The organism is Compostimonas suwonensis, from assembly GCF_002797855.1.
GTDB classification, from domain to species: Bacteria; Actinomycetota; Actinomycetes; order Actinomycetales; family Microbacteriaceae; genus Compostimonas; species Compostimonas suwonensis.
In genome coordinates, this window is record NZ_PGFB01000003.1 from 466,933 (window position 1) to 485,964 (window position 19,032).

Annotated in this window: 16 protein-coding genes and 2 riboswitches; of the genes, 8 read left to right on the forward strand and 8 right to left on the reverse strand. The window is 70.4% G+C overall.

Annotated elements, in window-relative coordinates:
• The first annotated feature begins 30 nt into the window (after positions 1–30).
• From ychF to CLV54_RS10020, 3 genes are all read left to right on the forward strand, one after another.
• On the forward strand, positions 31–1,104 hold the full coding sequence (gene ychF / locus CLV54_RS10010; protein WP_100344815.1) for a redox-regulated ATPase YchF: 1,074 nt from the start codon (positions 31–33) through the stop codon (positions 1,102–1,104).
• Between the two features lie 96 nt (positions 1,105–1,200).
• Positions 1,201–1,845 (forward strand): Pr6Pr family membrane protein, encoded by a 645-nt coding sequence (locus CLV54_RS10015; RefSeq protein WP_100344816.1) that lies wholly within the window; start codon positions 1,201–1,203, stop codon positions 1,843–1,845.
• 38 nt (positions 1,846–1,883) lie between these two features.
• The gene (locus CLV54_RS10020; RefSeq protein ID WP_100344817.1) at positions 1,884–2,243 is read left to right on the forward strand and encodes a nuclear transport factor 2 family protein; all 360 of its coding nucleotides are present in this window, start codon (positions 1,884–1,886) and stop codon (positions 2,241–2,243) included.
• Positions 2,244–2,319: 76 nt separating this feature from the next.
• Here CLV54_RS10020 and CLV54_RS10025 read toward each other — a convergent pair whose 3' ends face one another.
• Complete coding sequence (locus CLV54_RS10025) at positions 2,320–3,585, reverse strand: cell wall-binding repeat-containing protein (protein ID WP_170061976.1); 1,266 nt, start codon at positions 3,583–3,585, stop codon at positions 2,320–2,322.
• A 194-nt stretch (positions 3,586–3,779) separates the two neighbouring features.
• Between CLV54_RS10025 and CLV54_RS10030 the strand changes: the two genes are divergently transcribed.
• On the forward strand, positions 3,780–5,267 hold the full coding sequence (locus CLV54_RS10030) for a CoA-acylating methylmalonate-semialdehyde dehydrogenase (RefSeq protein ID WP_100344819.1): 1,488 nt from the start codon (positions 3,780–3,782) through the stop codon (positions 5,265–5,267).
• 57 nt (positions 5,268–5,324) lie between these two features.
• Here CLV54_RS10030 and CLV54_RS10035 read toward each other — a convergent pair whose 3' ends face one another.
• The 5 genes from CLV54_RS10035 to CLV54_RS10055 all read right to left on the reverse strand — a co-directional run bounded on the left by CLV54_RS10035 (position 5,325) and on the right by CLV54_RS10055 (position 11,004).
• A complete protein-coding gene (locus CLV54_RS10035) occupies positions 5,325–6,455 on the reverse strand; it encodes a cysteine desulfurase family protein (RefSeq protein WP_100344820.1) in 1,131 nt (376 codons plus the stop codon).
• On the reverse strand, positions 6,452–7,315 hold the full coding sequence (gene nadC, locus CLV54_RS10040) for a carboxylating nicotinate-nucleotide diphosphorylase (RefSeq protein WP_100344821.1): 864 nt from the start codon (positions 7,313–7,315) through the stop codon (positions 6,452–6,454). Before nadC ends, CLV54_RS10035 begins: the two co-directional genes overlap by 4 nt.
• The gene (nadB, locus tag CLV54_RS10045) at positions 7,309–8,919 is read right to left on the reverse strand and encodes an L-aspartate oxidase (protein WP_100345043.1); all 1,611 of its coding nucleotides are present in this window, start codon (positions 8,917–8,919) and stop codon (positions 7,309–7,311) included. The genes nadC and nadB overlap by 7 nt, the downstream gene beginning before the upstream one ends.
• A gap of 17 nt (positions 8,920–8,936) precedes the next feature.
• Positions 8,937–10,208 (reverse strand): quinolinate synthase NadA, encoded by a 1,272-nt coding sequence (nadA, locus tag CLV54_RS10050; protein ID WP_100344822.1) that lies wholly within the window; start codon positions 10,206–10,208, stop codon positions 8,937–8,939.
• 67 nt (positions 10,209–10,275) lie between these two features.
• Positions 10,276–11,004: an NUDIX hydrolase gene (locus tag CLV54_RS10055; RefSeq protein ID WP_100344823.1), complete on the reverse strand. Its 729-nt coding sequence runs from the start codon at positions 11,002–11,004 to the stop codon at positions 10,276–10,278.
• A gap of 246 nt (positions 11,005–11,250) precedes the next feature.
• On the opposite strand from CLV54_RS10055, the gene CLV54_RS10060 reads away from it, so the two are divergent.
• From CLV54_RS10060 to gcvP, 4 genes are all read left to right on the forward strand, one after another.
• Positions 11,251–12,429: a hypothetical protein gene (locus tag CLV54_RS10060; RefSeq protein WP_211294510.1), complete on the forward strand. Its 1,179-nt coding sequence runs from the start codon at positions 11,251–11,253 to the stop codon at positions 12,427–12,429.
• Positions 12,430–12,489: 60 nt separating this feature from the next.
• Positions 12,490–12,590, forward strand: a riboswitch (glycine riboswitch).
• Position 12,591: 1 nt separating this feature from the next.
• Positions 12,592–12,725: riboswitch (glycine riboswitch) on the forward strand.
• Between the two features lie 82 nt (positions 12,726–12,807).
• Positions 12,808–14,052, forward strand: a complete 1,245-nt coding sequence (gene gcvT / locus CLV54_RS10065; RefSeq protein WP_100344824.1) for a glycine cleavage system aminomethyltransferase GcvT — start codon at positions 12,808–12,810, stop codon at positions 14,050–14,052.
• Position 14,053: 1 nt separating this feature from the next.
• Positions 14,054–14,440 carry a glycine cleavage system protein GcvH gene (gene gcvH, locus CLV54_RS10070; protein WP_100344825.1) on the forward strand — a complete coding sequence of 129 codons (387 nt, stop codon included), beginning with the start codon at positions 14,054–14,056 and terminating at the stop codon, positions 14,438–14,440.
• Positions 14,441–17,368 carry an aminomethyl-transferring glycine dehydrogenase gene (gene gcvP / locus CLV54_RS10075; protein WP_100344826.1) on the forward strand — a complete coding sequence of 976 codons (2,928 nt, stop codon included), beginning with the start codon at positions 14,441–14,443 and terminating at the stop codon, positions 17,366–17,368. It abuts the gene before it with no gap.
• Positions 17,369–17,679: 311 nt separating this feature from the next.
• On the opposite strand, the gene CLV54_RS10080 is transcribed toward gcvP, so the two are convergent.
• Together CLV54_RS10080 and CLV54_RS10085 are read right to left on the reverse strand one after the other, a co-directional pair.
• Positions 17,680–18,513, reverse strand: coding sequence for a CPBP family intramembrane glutamic endopeptidase (locus tag CLV54_RS10080; protein WP_425430276.1), 834 nt, complete (start codon positions 18,511–18,513; stop codon positions 17,680–17,682).
• Complete coding sequence (locus CLV54_RS10085; RefSeq protein ID WP_245861561.1) at positions 18,495–18,881, reverse strand: thiol-disulfide oxidoreductase DCC family protein; 387 nt, start codon at positions 18,879–18,881, stop codon at positions 18,495–18,497. Before CLV54_RS10085 ends, CLV54_RS10080 begins: the two co-directional genes overlap by 19 nt.
• Between the last annotated feature and the right edge of the window lie 151 nt (positions 18,882–19,032).

Consider the following 19,032-nt stretch of genomic DNA (forward strand, 5'->3'; position numbering starts at 1 on the left):
CGAGATGGGCCCCGGGTAGGATCGGGGAACGTGGCACTCACTATCGGAATCGTCGGCCTGCCCAACGTCGGCAAGTCAACCCTCTTCAACGCGCTCACCAAGAACCAGGTGCTCGCCGCGAACTACCCCTTCGCGACCATCGAGCCGAACGTGGGGGTCGTCAACCTGCCCGACACCCGGCTCACGAAGCTCGCCGAGATCTTCGGCAGCGAGCGCATCCTGCCGGCCGCCGTCTCGTTCGTCGACATCGCCGGCATCGTCGCCGGCGCGAGCGAGGGCGAGGGCCTGGGCAACAAGTTCCTCGCCAACATCCGCGAGGCCGACGCGATCGCGCAGGTCGTGCGCGGCTTCGTCGACCCGGATGTCGTGCACGTCGACGGCGCCGTGAACCCGGCGAGCGACATGGAGACCATCAACACCGAGCTCATCCTCGCCGACCTGCAGACCCTCGAGAAGGCGGAAGCCCGCTTCGAGAAGGAGGTCAAGGGCAAGAAGCTCGACCCCAACGTGCTCGTCGTGGCCAAGGAGGCGCGCGCGGTGCTCGACTCGGGCAAGCCGCTCTCGTCGTCGAACATCGACTTCTCGCCCATCGCCGAGCTCGGCCTGCTCACCGCGAAGCCGTTCATCTACGTCTTCAACGTCGACGAGAGCGTGCTGACGGATGACGCGCAGCTCGCCGCGCTCGCGGCCCTCGTCGCCCCCGCCAAGGCGATCTTCCTCGACGCCAAGCTCGAGTCGGAGCTCATCGACCTCGAGCCGGAGGACGCCGCCGAGCTGCTTGCCTCCACCGGCCAGACGGAGAGCGGCCTCGACCAGCTCGCCCGCATCGGCTTCGCCACCCTCGGCCTGCAGACCTACCTGACCGCGGGCCCCAAGGAGTCGCGCGCCTGGACGATCCCGCAGGGCGCCAAGGCCCCGCAGGCGGCCGGCGTCATCCACACCGACTTCGAGAAGGGCTTCATCAAGGCCGAGGTGGTCTCCTTCGACGACCTCGTCGAGACGGGCTCCATCGCCGAGGCCCGGGCCCACGGCAAGGCCCGCATCGAGGGCAAGGACTACGTCATGCAGGACGGCGACGTGGTGGAGTTCCGCTTCAACGTGTAGACGTGTAGAGCAGCACCCGCGCGACCAGGCGCGACGCGGCGTCCGGCCGGCGCAGAATGATCGCCCCGTTCCGACCCCACCCGCTAGGGTGACCCCGTGAGATACATCTTCGCCGTTCTGCGGCTGACGGCGGCCGCGGCGATCCTCATCGCCGTGATCGCCCAGTGGCAGGCCAGCGTGCAGTCGCCGGTCTACAACTTCTTCAACTTCTTCGGCTATTTCACGATCCAGAGCAATCTGATCATCATGGCCGTGTTCGTCGTCGCGGCTGTGTGGGCGTTCCGCAGGCCGGAGCAGCCGCCGTTGCTCGTGACGCTGCGCGGCGCCTCGACCACCTACATGGCGACGACGGGTGTGGTCTACAACACGCTGCTGGCGGATGCCGCGCTCGCCGGCTCGTTCAACGTGCAGTGGTCGAACGACATCCTGCACAAGTGGATCCCGCTCTACGCGGTCCTCGACTGGGTCTTCTTCGGGGATCGTTCGCGCATCGCCTGGAAGCGGCTGTGGCTCTTCCTGATCTACCCGCTCGTGTGGGTGGTCGTGATGCTCATCCGTGGGGCGACCGACGGCTTCGTGCCCTATCCGTTCCTCAGCCCGACGCTCGGCTACGGCGTCGTCACGCTGTACTGCCTGGGCATCGCGGTGTTCATCGCCGGGATGAGCGCGGTGGTCATCGCGCTCAGTAGAACGCGCATCCTGGTGCCCACGTCCCGGTTCGACGCGAGTCGCAGCTCGTAGCCTGGCAGGGCCGCCGCGACTCGGCGTAGAGTCCGGACATGGACGAGACGCAGGATGACGCGACGCAACCCGCGAACGCCGAGCTGGTGAGGCGGCTCCTGTCGAGCTTCCAGAGCCAGGATCAGGCGACCGCCGCCTCGCTCCTCTCCGCCGGCTTCCGCTTCACGAGCCCGCAGGACGACCACATCGACAAGGCCGAGTACCTGGCGGTGTGCTTCCCGACCGCCGACCATTTCGCCGAGCACAGGCTCATGGAGGTCGTCGAGGCGGGCGACGAGGTGCTCATCCGCTACGAGTACGTGCTCCACGACGGCAGGCGCTTCCGCAACATGGAGGCGATCACCGTGCGCGACGGCCTCATCGCCGAGGTGCAGGTCTACTTCGGCGGCGCCGTCTGACGACGCGAGTCGCGCCAAACCGTCGATAAAACGCACAGATAGGACGGTTTGGCGCGACTCGCGTAAGGATGTCTGCCTAGAGGTGGCCGGGGAGCGTCTCGCAGGCGATGCGGTCGTTGTCCTGGTCGAGCTTCGCGACGTCGCCGTAGAGCGGGTAGTACCGGTCGAACCACTCCTGCGCCTCGCGCCAGGTGGCGAAGTCGCCGCAGTTCTTGGTGTCGCCCGGGTTCGCCGGGGGCGCGGGCGGGGTCGGAGGCGTGGGCGGTGCCGGCGGGGCGGCACACGGGGTGAGCGACTCGACCGCCGAGCTCAGGGAGACGGGGCCGCCGAGGAGCACGTGCTTCGTCATGCCGAGCGATCGCATGTCGGCGATGTCGTAGTCGGGCACGCAGGTGCCGGGGATCACGTAGAGGGCCGCATGGTGCCGCCCGGCCAGGGCGGCACCGGCGAGAGCGTCGGCGAAGCCGTTCCCGCTCGCCAGGTAGACGGTCGGCGATGCGTCGAACGAGCCGCGGTTGACGGCCTGCGAAGTGCGATAGCGGTCGTCTCCCGCCAGCCGCCGAACGTTCGACGACCCCACCGCGTTCGACAGCTGGTTCTGGATGCCCGACGAGACGACTGCGGTTCCTCCGGCGATCGTGATGCTCGTCACACCCAGCTGGTCGATCAAGGCAAGGGTTTGAGAGTCGATGGATGGGGCTCCGCCGTTGACGAGCAGCACGGGGCTGCCGGTTCCTCCGGCGACGGCTGAGGCGCTGAGCGCGTCGGGGAAGTTGCTTGCGGCGGCGATGAAGGCGGTGTCGGCTCCGTCGGCGAACGCTGCGGTGTTGACGGCTCGGGATGTCGCGAAGCGGTCGGCTCCGGCATCCCGTCGAATGGCGGGGGCCAGGGTGGCGAGCTCGTTGTACACGGCCTCGGACACGGAGGCCGTTCCGCCGGGCACGACGATGAGCGACGGGGCGAGATCTTCGATCGCCTGTCGGACGATTGTCGGCAAGGAGTCGCGAGCGGTCAGCAGCAGCGGGCCGCCCTGGAGCGCAGCCGCGGGAGCGGCGCTCAGAGCGTCGGGAAAGTTCTCGCCCGAGGCGACGTAGACGACGGGCACTCCCGAGGAGTACTCCCTGGAGACGGCGACGGCGGTTGCGAAACGGTCGGTGCCGGCCAGACGCGACCAGCCTCCGGCCGCGAGCGCGTCGAGCTCGACGGGTGCTTCGACTGTGGGAGCCGCGGGGGAGTCCGGAGCGACGTCTGCGGGAAGGCTCGCGTATGCGGGCGACGAGAGCGCCGTGAGTCCGGCGACGACGAATGCACCGATGAGGGTGCGGGTGGCAAGACGGGGCATGGGGTCCGATCGGTTGTGGGAGTCGGCACCATCCTGATCGAAGCCGAGTCGCCCCACTAGACCTCGAAAGAGGGTCATTGACCCGTTTGTTTTTGCAGGGACACCGCGGCGGGAGCGGCGCAGGAATCCCGGAGGAATGTGTATTGGAAATGTCCACGGGGTCGCACGGCAGGCCCCGGCAGTATCGTCGTGGCATGGACACTGTCGAACACTGGGTCAGCGGCGCGGGTTTCATCGGCGAATCCGAGCGCACAGCACCCGTCTACAACCCGGCCGAGGGGGTCGTCGCGCGCGAGGTGCGCCTGGCGTCGGCGGCGGATGTCGCCGCAGCCGTCGCCGCCGCGAGAGCAGCGTTCCCCGCCTGGGCCGACACCTCCCTCGCCAAGCGCCAGCAGATCATGTTCGCCTTCCGCGAGCTGCTGAGCGCCCGCAGGCAGGAGGTCGCCGAGATCCTCACGGCGGAGCACGGGAAGGTGCTCTCCGATGCCCTGGGCGAGGTGGCCCGTGGTCTCGAGATCGTGGAGCTCGCGACATCCGTGCCGCAACTGCTCAAAGGCGAGTACAGCCAGAACGTGTCGAACGGCGTCGACGTCTACTCGGTGCGCGAGCCGCTCGGCGTCGTGGGCGTCATCACGCCCTTCAACTTCCCGGCGATGGTGCCGTTGTGGTTCTTCCCGCTCGCGATCGCGGCCGGCAACACGGTCGTGCTCAAGCCCAGCGAGAAGGATCCGTCGGCGTCGGTGTGGATGGCGCGGCTCATGCAGGAGGCGGGTCTGCCCGACGGCGTGCTCAACGTCGTGCACGGCGACAAGGTGGCCGTCGACGCGCTGCTCGATCACCCCGATGTCGCCTCGATCTCGTTCGTCGGCTCCACCCCGATCGCCCGCTACGTCTACGAGACGGGCACCTCCCGCGGCAAGCGGGTGCAGGCCCTGGGCGGCGCGAAGAACCACATGCTCGTGCTGCCCGACGCCGACCTCGACCTCGTCGCCGACTCGGCGGTCAACGCGGGCTTCGGTTCGGCGGGGGAGCGCTGTATGGCGATCAGCGTCGTCGTGGCGGTCGAACCGGTCGCCGACGAGCTCGTCGCGAAGATCTCCGAGCGGATGTCGCGGCTCACGGTCGGCGACGGCCGCCGCGGTTGCGACATGGGGCCGCTCATCACCCGCGAGCACCGCGACAAGGTGGCCGGCTATCTCGACATCGCGGCGGAGGACGGCGCCGAGCTCGTGGTCGACGGACGCGGCATCCGGGTCGACGGGTCGAGCGACGGGTTCTGGCTCGGCCCGACCCTCGTCGATCGTGTGCCGACCTCCTCGCGCGTGTACAGCGACGAGATCTTCGGCCCCGTGCTCTCGGTTGTGCGCGTGCACTCCTTCGAGGAGGGCGTCGCGCTCATCAACTCGAGCCCGTACGGCAACGGCACGGCGATCTTCACGAACGACGGCGGGGCGGCGCGCACTTTCCAGCGCGAGGTGCAGGTGGGGATGATCGGCATCAACGTGCCCATCCCCGTTCCGGTCGGCTACTACTCCTTCGGCGGCTGGAAGGCCTCGCTCTTCGGCGACACAAAAGCATACGGAACCGAGGGCATCACCTTCTTCACCCGAGCGAAGGCGGTCACCTCCCGCTGGCTCGACCCCGCCCACGGAGGCATCAACCTCGGCTTCCCCCAGAACTGACGCCCGCGAGTAGACGCGAATCGGGGGTCGAACGCCGGTTCGACCCCCGATTCGCGTCTACTCGCGGGAAGAGAAGATCTGGGTGAGGGATTGGAGGGTCGCGGCGAGGTCGGCAGGGGTGGTCGTGGAGGCGAGGGTGAAGCGCACGGCGGTCTGGGCGACCTCGGGTGCGTAGCCGAGCGCGACGAGCACGTGCGAGGGCTCGTCGCTGCCCGCGGCGCACGCCGAGCCGCTCGACGAGACGATTCCCCGCTCCTCCAGGTCGAGCAGCACGGACTCGCCGCTCGTGCCGGGGAAGCAGAACGAGGCCGAGTTCGGCAGACGCTCGTGGCGGGCGCCCGTGAGCAGCGCCCGGGGCACGGCGGCCAGCACGGCGTCGATGAAGTCGTCGCGCAACGCCGTCACGCGGGCGGCGACATCCGCTCGTTCCGCCTCGGCGAGCCGGGCGGCCGCGGCGAGGGCGACGGCTCCCGCGACGTTCTCGGTGCCGGAGCGGGCGCCGCGCTCCTGCCCGCCGCCGTGCAGCAGGGGCTCGAGGGCCAGGCGGCCGCGCACGTAGAGCACGCCGACCCCCTTCGGCGCCCCGAGCTTGTGGCCCGAGAGGCTCAGCGCGTCGACGCCGAGCTCGCGCACCGAGAGGTCGAGCCATCCGGCGGCCTGCACGGCATCCGTGTGCACGAGCGCACCGCTCTCGTGCGCGACGGCGGCCAGCTCGGCGATGGGCTGCACCGTGCCGACCTCGTTGTTGGCGTAGGCGAGGGTCACGAGGGTCGTGTCGGGGCGGATGACGCGGCGCAGGGCCTCGGGGGTCACGACGCCCTCGTGGCCGACCTCCGCCATCGTCACCTCGAAGCCGTGGAAGCGCCGCAGATAGTCGACCGACTCGAGCACGGCCTCGTGCTCGATGGGGCTCGTGACGAGGTGCCGGCCGCGCGGGGCGCCGAGCGCGAGGCCCTTGATGGCGAGGTTGTCCGATTCGGTGCCCCCGGAGGTGAAGACCACCTCGGACGCCCGGCTGCCGAGCCAGGAGGCGACGGCGCGACGGGCGTCGAGGAGCGCGGCGGCCGCGGCCTCGCCGATGCGGTGGTGGCTCGACGGGTTGCCGAACTCGCCGGTCAGGTACGGCCACATGGCCTCGATCGCCTCCCGGCGCACCGGGGTCGTCGCGGCCGAGTCGAGGTAGATCATGAGCTCGTGTCGATGCCGACGTCGAGCCCGAGGTCGAGGCCCCGGGCGCTGTGGGTGAGCGCGCCGACCGAGATGACGTCGACCCCGGTCTGCGCGATGGCCCGCACGGTCTCGAGAGTGACGTTGCCGCTCGCCTCCACGATCGCACGGCCGCCCACGAGGGCGACGCCGTCGCGCAGCTGCTCGACGGTGAAGTTGTCGAGCATGATCGTGTCGACGCCGGCCGCGAGCACGGGCTCGATCTGGTCGATGCGGTCGACCTCCACCTCGAGGTGGGTCGTGTGCGAGAGCTGCTCGCGCACGGCGAGCAGGGCCTCCGTGATCGTGGCGCCCGTGTGGGCGGTGAGGACGGCGAGGTGGTTGTCCTTCGCCATAACGGCGTCGCTCAGCGAGAAGCGGTGGTTGTGGCCGCCGCCGGAGCGCACGGCGTGCCTCTCGAGCGCCCGCAGCCCGGGCGTGGTCTTGCGGGTGTCGACGATGCGCGCGCGGGTGTCGGCGACCTCGGCGACGTAGCGGGCGGTCATCGTGGCGATGCCGCTCATCCGCTGCACGAGGTTGAGGGCGACGCGCTCGGCGGTGAGCACCGCGCGGGCCGGGCCTGTGACGATCGCGAGGGTGTCGCGTGTCTCGAAGCCCGCGCCGTCGTCGACGAGCAACTCGACGACGATCGCCGGGTCGGTGAGGGCCATGGCGGTGGCGAACACCCGCCCGCCGCTGAAGACGCCGGGTTCGCGGGCCACGAGCCGCGCGCTCGCGACCGCCTCGGCCGGGATGAGCAGTTCGCTCGTGAGGTCGCCCCACGGGGCGTCCTCGTCGAGGGCGTTGCGGACGACGCGGTCGATGGCACTCTGGGTCAGCATGGAACGGGCACCTCTCGGGCTGGCGTGGTCTGGCGTGCTCTGGTGTTGTGTGCCGCGGCGCGCGCGGTCGTGAGGTGCACGGCCAGGGCGGGGTCGGTCAGCGGGAAGTCGCTGCGCTCGTGCGCGCCGCGCGACTCCTCGCGGGCGAGGGCGGCGGTCACGAGCACCCGGGCGAGGTCGAGCAGGTTGGCGTCCTCGAGCTGGGCGGTGGTCGCGGTGGCCGGGTCGGCTCCGCGCCAGCCGGCGAGGCGGGCGGATGCCGCGAGCAGGCCCTCAGCGGAACGGCTCAGCCCCGCGGCATCCCACAGCACCCGCTGCAGCTCGGCCCGGTCGACGATCGGGCGGATGCCGCCCTCGGCCTCGGTCGCGGCATCCGTTCGCGGGGTCTCGAAGCCCGCCGGAAGCCCGGCCTCAGCAGAGAGCGTCCCAGCGGGGAGCGCCGCCCCGTCGAGGTCGTCGGCCGCGCGCCAGGCGAAGACGATCGACTCGAGCAACGAGTTGGAGGCGAGGCGGTTGGCGCCGTGCGCGCCCGTGCAGGCGACCTCGCCGACGGCCCAGAGGCCGGGCAGGCTCGTGCGGCCGTTCACGTCGGTCGCGACGCCGCCCATCCAGTAGTGGGCGGCGGGGGTCACGGGCACGGGCTCGACGGTCCAGTCGATGCCGCGTGCGAGGCAGGCCGCGGTGATGCCCGGGAACCGCGCGGCGAGCCCGGCGCCCAGCACGGTCGCGTCGAGCACGACGGGCCGGCCGCCCTGGCGGGCCATCTCGGCCGCGATCCCGCGGGCGACGACGTCGCGGGGTGCGAGCTCGGCATCCGGGTGCACGGCGAGCATAAACCGCTCGCCGGCCTCGTTGCGCAGCACGGCGCCCTCGCCGCGCACGGCCTCGGAGACGAGGAAGGTGTCGCCGATCGCGAGGGCCGTGGGGTGGAACTGGTAGAACTCGCTGTCGGCGATCGCCGCTCCCGCGCGCAGAGCCGCGGCGGTGCCGTCGCCCGTCGCGACGGTCGGGTTCGTGGTGTGCGGGAAGAGCTGGCCCGCGCCGCCCGTGGCGAGCACGACGGCGTCGGCGAGCAGCCGGGACCGTCGCCCGTCGGCGCCGATGACGTCGACCCCCGTCACCCGCCCGTCGGCCACGACGAGCTCGCGCAGGAAGGTGTTCTCGAGGATCCGCACGGCCGTCTGGCGCACGGCGGCGACGAGCGCCGTCTCGATGGCCGAGCCCGTGGCGTCCCCGCCCGCGTGCAGCACCCGGGCGCTCGAGTGCGCCGCCTCGAGGCCGCGGGCGAGGGAGTCGCCGTCGCGGTCGAACTCGACGCCCCAGCGGATGAGGTCGCGCACGCGTTCCGGTCCCTCCCCGCACAGCACCTCGACGGCGGCCGGAGTGCACAGCCCGGCCCCCGCGCGCAGGGTGTCGGCCACGTGGGACGCGACGCTGTCGTCGTCGAAGAGGGCCGCGGCGATTCCGCCCTGGGCATACCGCGTGTTGCTCTCGGCGAGCTCGGCCTTCGTCACGAGCGTCACCTCGTGGTGACGGCTCGCGCGCACCGCCGCGACGAGGCCCGCTATGCCGCTGCCGACGACGATGACCGTGCCGGTGCTCATGTCGGTGTCGCCGCCGCTCACGGCTTGGCCGCCAGCATCCGTTCGAGGGCGATGTGCGAGGTCGCGACGACCGTCTCGGGCACGCTGATCCGGTTGACGACACGCCCCGCCACGAGCTCCTCGAGCACCCAGGCGAGATAGCCCGGGTGGATGCGGTACATCGTCGAGCAGGGGCAGACGACCGAGTCGAGGCAGAAGATCGTGTGCTGCGGATACTCGTTCGCGAGGCGCTGCACGAGGTTGATCTCGGTGCCGATCGCGAAGGTCGAGCCGGCGGGCGCCGCCGCGATCGCCTTCGTGATGTAGTCGGTCGAGCCGTACTCGTCGGCCGCGTCGACGACGGGCATGGGGCACTCGGGATGCACGATCACGCGCACGTCGGGGTGCTCGGCGCGTGCCTTCTCGATCTGGGCCACGGTGAAGCGCTTGTGCACCGAGCAGAAGCCGTGCCACAGGATGACGCGGGCGTCGGTGAGCGTCTGCTCGTCGGTGCCGCCGAGCGGCTTGCGCGGGTTCCACAGGGGCATCTGGTCGAGTGGCACGCCCATGGCCTTCGCCGTGTTGCGCCCGAGGTGCTGGTCGGGGAAGAACAGCACGCGCTGGCCGCGCTCGAAGGCCCACGTCAGCACGGTCTCGGCGTTCGAGGAGGTGCAGACGATCCCGCCGTGCTCGCCGCAGAAGCCCTTGAGCGCTGCCGAGGAGTTCATGTAGGTCACGGGGATGACCGGCACGCGGCCGTCGGCGTCCGGCTCGGTGCCGTAGAGCTCCTCGAGCTGCTCCCAGCACTCCTCGACCGAGTCGATGTCGGCCATGTCGGCCATCGAGCAGCCCGCGGCGAGGTTCGGCAGGATGACGGCCTGCTCAGGGCGCGAGAGGATGTCGGCCGTCTCGGCCATGAAGTGCACGCCGCAGAAGACGATGGCCTCGGCATCCGCCTTGGCCTTCGCCGCGTTGGCGAGCTGGAAGGAGTCGCCCACGAAGTCGGCGTACTGCACGACCTCGTCGCGCTGGTAGAAGTGCCCCAGGACGACGACCCGATCGCCGAGCGTCTTCTTCGCGTCGAGGATGCGGTGGTGCAGCTCGTCGCGGCTCGCGGTGCGGTAGACCTCGGGGAGCTCGCCCTGGCGCGGCGTGCTCGCCGGGATCGGGTCGGCGACGGATGCCCCGGGGCCGTAGCTCGGGGCCTGCAGGTCGAAGACCCAGGGGCCTTCCGCGAGCTCGGGGCCGCAGGTCTCGCCGGCGGCCTCGCCGCGGGTGATGAGCTGGATGGTGGTGTCGACGGATGACACGGGTACTCCTCGGTGGTGGTTTCTGTTGTGCTTCTGCGTGCTCTGCAGGTTCTCTGCGGGGACGTCCCTAGATCGACGAGAGGGGGCCGACGTCTGCGAGGTCGATCGAGCTGTCGTAGCGGTAGAGGCGGGGTGGCCGATGGCGTGTTCCTGTCACGCGCTGCCCGGTGTCGACCACGGTCTTGGAGGCCTCGATCATGCGGCGGAAGTTCGCCGGATCGAGCGGGCGCTGCAGCACGGCCTCGTGGACCTCGCGCAGCTGGGCAAGTGTGAAGGTGTCGCCGAGGAATGCGTGCGCGATGCGGCTGTACTCCATCTTGGTGCGCAGGCGCCACAGCGCGTAGGCGACGATCTCGTTGTGGTCGAAGGCGAGGGTGGGCAGCTCGTCGGTGGAGAACCACCGCACGTTCTCGCTCTCGGTGGCCTTCGCGGCCTCCTCGCTGCGCACGAGCGCCCAGTAGACGATCGAGACGACCCGGGTGCCGGGTGCGCGGTCGACCGAGCCGAAGGCGTAGAGCTGCTCGAGGTAGCGCGGGGTGAGGCCGCTCGTCTCCTCGAGGGTGCGGCGTGCTGCGCTCGCGAGATCCTCGTCGGCGCGGAGCGCGCCGCCCGGGATCGCCCAGAGGCCCTCGAAGGGCTCGCGGATGCGGCGCACGAGCGGGATCCACACGGTGGCGGGGCCGGTCTCGTTGGGGCGCAGAGCGAAGATGACGGTCGAGACGGCGAGGATCACGGGGGCGGAGATGGGAGTCTCGCGCGTCTCGTGCGTTGCGGCGCTCGCGGTCGTGCCCGGCATCCTTCTCGCCTTCCTGCGTCTCGACCCTGCGTCTCGACCCTGTAAAAGTCACAATGACACTAACTATGGAATCATCTTAGTGTCACTCTGACCCGAACGCATAATCGCTTCCCATGCGTCGCGGCGCACCTTGTTCGTCGGGGCGCATGTTCTTTGGTGCGCCGCGACGAACAAGGTGCGCCACGAGAGAGGCTTCTCGCTACACTCTGGGCAAGTGCAGGGCGAGCGGAGGGGGGGGGGAGAGACATGTCTCGTGCGGGAGCGGTGGAGAGGTTCCGGGAGCGGTTCGTGCGCAGCGCGAGCTCGACGGAGTCGTTCGCGCTCCTCGTGGGCGCCGCCGGGTTCGTGCTGGCCTCGCTCGTCGCCCTGCTCGTCTTCGGAGGGCGCGACATCCCGATCTCGGGAGTCGGGTCGCTCGGCCAGTTCGTGGCGATCACGGGTGGGATCCTGGCGTTCCTGACCTTCGTGGGAACGCGTGTGATCGTCGACCGCGCCCCGGCTCTGTCGCTCTTCGAGCCGGGTGGCGTCACCACTCCGCGCATCCCGTCGTCGAGCGGCGGGCACGCGCATGCCCGCCTCGCCTCGCGGGTGCTCGACGTCGTGGCGATCGGCTTCGCGCACGCCATCATCTGCCTGCTGCTGTGGACGGCGATCGCCGACATCCTCGAGAAGTCGTTCCAGGACGCCGTCGTCTACAGCATCCCCGCGCTCGTGCTGACGGGTGCCGCGGCCGCGGTGACCACCTACTTCGTCTGCCTCTCGGCCCTCACCATCACACCCGTGCGGCTCTCCGCCGTGCTCGCGGGCTTTCTCGTGATCGGCGCCGTCACGAGCATGCTCACGGCGAAGGATCCGCACTGGTGGAAGGAGAACCTGAGCGCCCTCGGCATGACCGACGACCTCTCGGCGATGACCTTCAACCTCACGCTCATCGTCGCCGGCGTCATCGTGACGACCGTCGCGCGCTACGCCACGGCGGGGCTCGTCGCTCCGGGCGCCCCGGTCGGCGCGGGCGCCCGGATCGTGCGCTGGGGCCTCGTCGCGATCGGGGCCCTGCTCGCCTGCGTCGGCGTCTTCCCCGTCGACCGCTTCCTGCTCGTGCACAACACGGTCGCGACCGGCATGGTCGTCGTCTTCCTCGGCATCGTGATCGGCCTGCCGTGGCTCCTGCCCACCATGCCCCGCGTCTTCGTCGCGATCGGCTACGTGTTCATCGTCGTGATCGTGCTCACGGCGGTCTTCTTCGCGATCGGCTACTACAACCTCACGGCCGTCGAGCTCGTGGCGGCCGTGCTCATCTTCAGCTGGATCATCGTCTTCCTGCGCAACGCCTCCGCGCTCAGCACCGATCGGGCAGACCGGGCGGATGCCGCGGCGTCGGTCACACGCACGAAACAGGAGAGCGGTAGGCTGGCCGCACAGTAGTACAGCACGGCACAGCAGTACAGCACAGCAGCACCACCCACAACCGAACACCGGGCCATATAGGTCGATGCGGGAGAGTCCGCCGCCGCGTGAGCGTCGAAGGACACCGAAGGAGCAATCCTCCCCGACAATCTCTCAGGTGCGCGTACCGCGTCGAACTGGCCACTCTGGAAAGCAGCAGTCCCGGCATCCGTGCCTGCGTACTGCTCGCCCACGGTGAAAGCCCGCATCCGCGGTCGACGAGCTGTCGAAGCGGATGTCGCGGTGAAACTCTCAGGCCGGATGACAGAGGGGGAGTTCTCGACCGGCACCCGCCCGGGTGTCGTGCCACTCTCGCTCGGCCCGTGCGGCCGGCGCAGACTTGGAGAACTCGATCCCATGTCAGACCCGTCAGAACCCGCAGGCCCGCTGGACCCCGCAGGCCCCCTGGACTCCGTAGACTCCGCAGCTCCTGCGGAAGCCGCCTCGCAGCGCTTCTCCCCGCTTCACGAGGCGCACCTCGCCGCCGGGGCGAGCTTCACCGATTTCGCCGGCTGGCAGATGCCCGTGCGCTACACGAGCGATCTCGCCGAGCATCACGCCGTGCGCACCGCGGCCGGGCTCTTCGACCTCTCGCACATGGCCGAGATCGTCGTGCTCGGGCCCGCCGCCGCGCAGGGCCTCGACTACGCGCTCGCCGGCACGCCGTCGGCGCAGGCCGTGGGCCAGGCGAAGTACACCCTCATCCTCTCGGCCTCGGGCCGCGTCGTCGACGACGTCGTCGTGTACCGCACGGGCGACGACCGCTTCCTCATCGTGGCCAACGCGGCCAACCACGAGTCCGCTGCCGACGCGCTGCGGGAGCGGCTCGCCGATTTCGACGCGAACGTGTACGACGAGAGCGACGACGTCGCGCTTCTCGCGATCCAGGGCCCCCGGGCGCAGCAGATCCTGCTCGAGACGCCCGGGTTCCAGATCGAGGGCGGCCACCCCGACGGCTCGGATGTCGCCGAGCGCCTCGGCGCCCTCAAGTACTACTGGTCGCTCGCGGGCCTCTTCCGCGGGCAGCCCGTGCTCGTCGCGCGCACCGGCTACACGGGCGAAGACGGGTTCGAGCTCTACACGAGCCCCGACCGCGCGCCCGAGCTCTGGGACGCACTGCTGGAGGCCGGCGCCCCGCACGGCCTCGTTCCCGCCGGCCTCGCGAGCCGCGACACCCTGCGCCTGGAGGCGGGCATGCCGCTCTACGGCCAGGAGCTCGGACTCGGCACCTACCCCGTGCAGGCCGGGCTCGGGCGCGTCGTCAACCTCTCCAAGACCGGGGACTTCGTGGGCCGGCAGGCGACCGAGGAGGGCCCGGCGGCCGACGCCTGGGTGCTCGTGGGCCTCGTGGCCGAGGGCAAGCGCGCTGCCCGCTCGGGCTACGACATCTTCGGGGATGCCGCGCCCTCGGATGCCGCAGCGCCCCCGATCGGCATCATCACCTCCGGCGCCCTCTCGCCGACCCTCGGCCACCCCGTCGCGATGGGCTACCTCGGCCCGCGTCACGCGCGCATCGGAACGGTCGTGAGCGTCGACATCCGGGGCAAACGACTCGACTACACCGTGACAGAGCTGCCCTTCTACCGCAGAAAGAAGAACTGAGATGCCCGAACTGAGCGAACTGAAGTACACCGCCGAACACGAGTGGATCCGTGTCGAGGAGGTCGACGGCGAGCAGCTCGCGACGGTCGGCATCACCGACTATGCGGCCGAGAAGCTCGGTGACGTCGTCTACGTCGACCTGCCCGCCGTGGGCAGCGAGGTCGCGGAGGGCCGGGTCGTGGGCGAGATCGAGTCGACGAAGTCGGTCGGCGAGCTCTTCGCGCCGGTCAACGGCACCGTGCGGGCGATCAACGACGCCGTCGTCTCGAACCCCGAGCTCGTCAACAGCGACCCGTTCGGCGAGGGCTGGCTCATCAGGGTCGCGTTCACCGAGCTCGGCGGCGTGCTGCTGAGCCATGACGAGTACACCGCGCTGGTGGGGGAGTAGATGTCGGACGCCTTCGTCACGCGGCACATCGGAACCGATGAGGCCGCCCAGCAGACCATGCTCGCCCGCCTCGGCTACGAGTCGGTCGACGCCCTCGTGGATGCCGCCGTCCCGGCATCCATTCACGTCGACGGCTTCCGCGCGGCGACGCAGAGCGTGCTGCCGCCCGCCGCGACCGAGCGCGAGACGCTCGCCGAGCTGCGCTCCTTCGCCGCGCGCAACCGGGTGAACCGCTCGATGATCGGCCTCGGCTACTACGACACGATCACGCCCTCGGTCATCAAGCGCAACGTCTTCGAGAACCCGAGCTGGTACACGGCCTACACGCCGTACCAGCCGGAGATCTCGCAGGGCCGTCTCGAGGCGCTCATCAACTTCCAGACGATGATCGCCGAGCTCACGGGCCTCGACACGGCGAACGCCTCGATGCTCGACGAGGGCACGGCCGTCGTCGAGGGCATGATGCTCGCACGCCGGGCCTCGAGGTCGCAGTCGAACCGCTTCGTCGTCGACCACGACGCCCTGCCTCAGACGAAGGCGCTGCTGACCGCGCGCGCGGCGGCCGTCGGCATCGAGATCGTCGAGGTGCAGCTCGACCGGCTCGACCACCCGACGGCGCACGGCCATCCGCTCGAGGACGCCTTCGGGGTCTTCGTGCAGTATCCGGGCGCGTCCGGGCGGGTCTGGAACCCGAAAGACATCATCGAGGTCGCCCACCACTGCGGCGCGCTCGCCGTCGTCGCGGCCGACCTGCTCGCCCTCACCCTGCTCGCCTCGCCCGGCGAGCTCGGCGCCGACATCGCCGTGGGCACGAGCCAGCGCTTCGGCGTTCCGATGGGCTTCGGCGGCCCGCACGCGGGCTACATGGCCGTGCGCGCAGGCCTCGAACGCCAGCTGCCCGGCCGCCTGGTCGGAGTCAGCGTGGATGCCGCGGGCCACCCCGCCTACCGGCTGAGCCTGCAGGCGCGCGAGCAGCACATCCGCCGCGAGAAGGCGACCTCGAACATCTGCACCGCCCAGGTGCTGCTGGCGATCATGGCCGGCATGTACGCGGTCTACCACGGGCCCGACGGCCTGCGGCACATCGCCGAGCAGGTGCACGGCACGACGGCCGCTCTCGCCGACGCCCTCGAAGATGGCGGCCTCGACCTCGAGCACGAGGACTACTTCGACACCATCCGCGTGCGTGTGCCCGGCCGGGCGGCGCAGATCGTCGACGCGGCCCACGCGGCCGGCGTCAACCTGCACCTCTCGAGCGAGGACTGCGTGGGCATCTCCGTCGACGAGACGACGAGCGACGACGACATCGCGACCGTGCTGGCCGCCTTCGGCGTCGAGGAGGCCTGGGACTACGCGATCGCCCGCAACTTCCCCGTGGAGCTCGCGCGGCAGAGCGCCTATCTCACCCACCCGGTCTTCACCACGCACCGCTCCGAGACGAGCATGATGCGCTACCTCAAGTACCTCGCCGACAAGGACTACGCGCTCGACCGCGGCATGATCCCGCTCGGCTCCTGCACCATGAAGCTCAACGCGGCCACCGAGATGGAGGCGGTGAGCTGGCCCGAGTTCGCCGGCATCCACCCCTTCGCACCGGCGCAGGATGTCGCGGGGTACCTCGATCTCATCGGCCAGCTCGAGACCTGGCTCGCCGACGTGACCGGCTACGACTCGGTCTCGCTGCAGCCCAACGCGGGCAGCCAGGGCGAGCTCGCGGGGCTCCTCGCGATCCGCGGCTACCACCTCTCGCGCGGCGACGCCGGGCGCACGGTGTGCCTCATCCCGTCGAGCGCGCACGGCACGAACGCGGCATCCGCCGTCCTGGCCGGCATGCGCGTCGTCGTGGTGGCATGCGACGAGCTCGGCAACGTCGACCTCGACGACCTGCGCGCGAAGATCGCCGAGCACGCCGACGCGCTCGCGGCGCTCATGATCACCTACCCCTCGACGCACGGCGTCTACGAGCGCGAGGTCGGCGCGATCTGCCGGGCCGTGCACGAGGCCGGCGGACAGGTCTACGTCGACGGCGCCAACCTCAACGCGCTGCTCGGCTTCGCGCGTTTCGGCGACTTCGGCGGCGACGTGAGCCACCTCAACCTGCACAAGACCTTCTGCATCCCGCACGGCGGGGGCGGGCCGGGTGTCGGGCCGGTCGCCGCGAAGTCGCACCTCGCGCCGTTCCTGCCGGGTCATCCGCTCGCACAGTCGGCCGAGCACTACCTGCGGGCAGACGCGGGCGACGCGGGGTCGGACGCCGCGACTCCGGATGCCGCGACCGTCGTGCACGCGGGTGGGCCGGTCTCGGCCGCGCCCTACGGCAGCCCCAGCATCCTGCCCATCTCGTGGGCCTACGTGCGGATGATGGGCGCCGGCGGGCTCAAGCGCGCGACGGGCGCGGCGGTGCTCGCGGCCAACTACGTCGCCTCACGCCTCGGCGAGCACTTCCCGGTGCTCTACACGGGCGACAGCGGGCTCGTCGCGCACGAGTGCATCCTCGATCTGAGGCCGCTCACGCAGGCGACCGGCGTGACGGTCGACGACGTAGCAAAACGCCTGATCGACTATGGTTTCCATGCGCCGACGATGAGCTTCCCGGTTGCGGGGACGCTGATGGTCGAGCCGACCGAGAGCGAGGACCTCGCCGAGATCGAGCGCTTCATCGAGGCGATGATCGAGATCAAGGCGGAGGCGGACGCCGTGGGCGCGGGCGTCTGGCCCGTCGACGACTCTCCGCTGCGGGGAGCGCCGCACACCGCCGAGTCGATCGTGATGGGGGAGTGGGCGCATCCCTACGACCGCGAGCGCGCCGTGTACCCCGTGCGCTCGCTCGTGCGGAACAAGTACTGGCCGCCCGTGCGCCGCATCGACCAGGCGTACGGCGACCGCAATCTCGTGTGCGCCTGCCCGCCGCCGGAGGCGTTCGAGTAGCCGCGGTCTCGTCGAGCGCGGGCCTGTTCGCGACCGCGGGGTTCGAGGCGCCGCGCCCGCGAACGGACTCGTGCTCGGACTCGTGCTCGGCGGTGTGGGGGTGGAGCGGGTCGTGCGAGGAGGTTTAGGTGCCGCACGCCATTGTGCAGCGCGCACCACCCTGCCACCGTCGAGCGGGCGATGCAAGCCGCACCGGGCCCGCTCGGCGCAGTCGTGACCCGTTCGTGATCATCCCGGTTGCGCCTTAGCTTCCGGACAGGCGCCCCACGGCGCACGGTGGGGCGCCTGTCCGGAAGCTAAGGCGCAACCGGTCAGGAGGGGCCGAAGAGGGTGGGCCACCAGGCGAGGGCGAGCGGGTAGCCCACGAACGACGCGATGTCGATGATCCAGTGCGCCACCACGAGGGGCATCGTGCGCCCCCAGCGCGCGTAGCACCAGCCGAAGACGACGCCCATGGCGACGTTGCCGACGAAGGGCCCGATGCCCTGGTACAGGTGGTAGCTGCCGCGCAGCACGGCGCTCGCGACGATGATCGGCCAGTCGCGCCATCCGAGTTCCCGCAGGCGTGTGAAGAGGTAGCCGACGACGATGATCTCCTCGGTGGCCGCCGCGCGGAAGGCCGACAGCACGAGGATCGGGATCGTCCACCAGTGCGTGTCGAGTGGGGAGGCGACCACGGCGACCGTGATGCCGAGCGCCCGCCCGAGTGCGTAGAGGGCGAGGCCGGGGATGCCGATCACGAGCACGAGGGACACGCCGCCGAGCAGGTCGCGGCCCGGCCGCGTGAGGTCGAAGCCGATCCGCCGGAACGGGCTGCGGCCGGGCTGCCAGAGCAGGTACAGCACGAGCGCCACGGCGAAGAGCGCGAAGGCGATGTCGAGGAACTGGTAGGTGAAGTCGAGCCACTCGCGCGGGCTCTGCGAGGTGTTGAGGCTCGCCGACTGGTCCGAGAGCGGCGTGACGTCGGTGAGCCTCGCGATGATGTTCACGATCGAATAGACCGCGGACGCCCCGAGCGAGAGCCCGAGCACGAGAACGATCTCCGTCCAGATCCGCGCTCTGCTCGGCGCGGTCGGCGGAGGCGGTGCGCTCGGCGCGGTCGGCGGAGGCGGCGAGGTCGGCGAGCTCAGCGGCGAATCTGACACGCGGGGGTCCCTCCCGGGAGGCGGTGGCGGTAGCGCGCCACGAGCGAGTAGGCGGATGCCGCAGCCCACGACCAGGGAGGCACCGTGCCCAGCCAGCCGAGGGTCCGCATCCAGGCCACCGGCTGATGGCGCAGGATCGCGGCGACGGCGAGGTGCCCGCCGTACTGGTGACTCGGGGTCACGAGCCACACGCGCGACGCGGCATCCGCCGTCGTCAGGCCCGCGGAGTCGAGATCGGCCCACTGGTAGGGAACGGCTTTCGGCATCACCGGCAGCACGCGCTCGAGCCAGCCGACGGCTGTCGTGCAGAAGCCGCAATCGCCGTCGAAGACCAGGCGAATGCGCCCGTCGAGCCTCTCTGAGTCCATGTCGGCCATCCTCTCAGCACGGGTCAGATGCTTCCTGACGAATCGCTCGGAGGAAACGATGAGGCGCGCTCGTTTTTTGCATCTCGGTGAGGAATGAGCTTTAATTCAAGACTTGAACGCAAAGAATCTGCGGCTTTGATTACCAGTATGT

Bases quoted from the DNA above. Each gene is read 5' to 3' on its own strand.
- CLV54_RS10020 (WP_100344817.1), top strand. From the start codon at position 1,884: ATGGACGAGACGCAGGATGACGCGACGCAACCCGCGAACGCCGAGCTG.
- CLV54_RS10025 (WP_170061976.1), bottom strand. From the start codon at position 3,585: ATGCCCCGTCTTGCCACCCGCACCCTCATCGGTGCATTCGTCGTCGCC.
- CLV54_RS10030 (WP_100344819.1), top strand. From the start codon at position 3,780: ATGGACACTGTCGAACACTGGGTCAGCGGCGCGGGTTTCATCGGCGAA.
- CLV54_RS10035 (WP_100344820.1), bottom strand. From the start codon at position 6,455: ATGATCTACCTCGACTCGGCCGCGACGACCCCGGTGCGCCGGGAGGCG.
- nadC (WP_100344821.1), bottom strand. From the start codon at position 7,315: ATGCTGACCCAGAGTGCCATCGACCGCGTCGTCCGCAACGCCCTCGAC.
- nadB (WP_100345043.1), bottom strand. From the start codon at position 8,919: ATGAGCACCGGCACGGTCATCGTCGTCGGCAGCGGCATAGCGGGCCTC.
- CLV54_RS10055 (WP_100344823.1), bottom strand. From the start codon at position 11,004: ATGCCGGGCACGACCGCGAGCGCCGCAACGCACGAGACGCGCGAGACT.
- CLV54_RS10060 (WP_211294510.1), top strand. From the start codon at position 11,251: ATGTCTCGTGCGGGAGCGGTGGAGAGGTTCCGGGAGCGGTTCGTGCGC.
- gcvT (WP_100344824.1), top strand. From the start codon at position 12,808: ATGTCAGACCCGTCAGAACCCGCAGGCCCGCTGGACCCCGCAGGCCCC.
- gcvH (WP_100344825.1), top strand. From the start codon at position 14,054: ATGCCCGAACTGAGCGAACTGAAGTACACCGCCGAACACGAGTGGATC.
- gcvP (WP_100344826.1), top strand. From the start codon at position 14,441: ATGTCGGACGCCTTCGTCACGCGGCACATCGGAACCGATGAGGCCGCC.
- CLV54_RS10085 (WP_245861561.1), bottom strand. From the start codon at position 18,881: ATGGACTCAGAGAGGCTCGACGGGCGCATTCGCCTGGTCTTCGACGGC.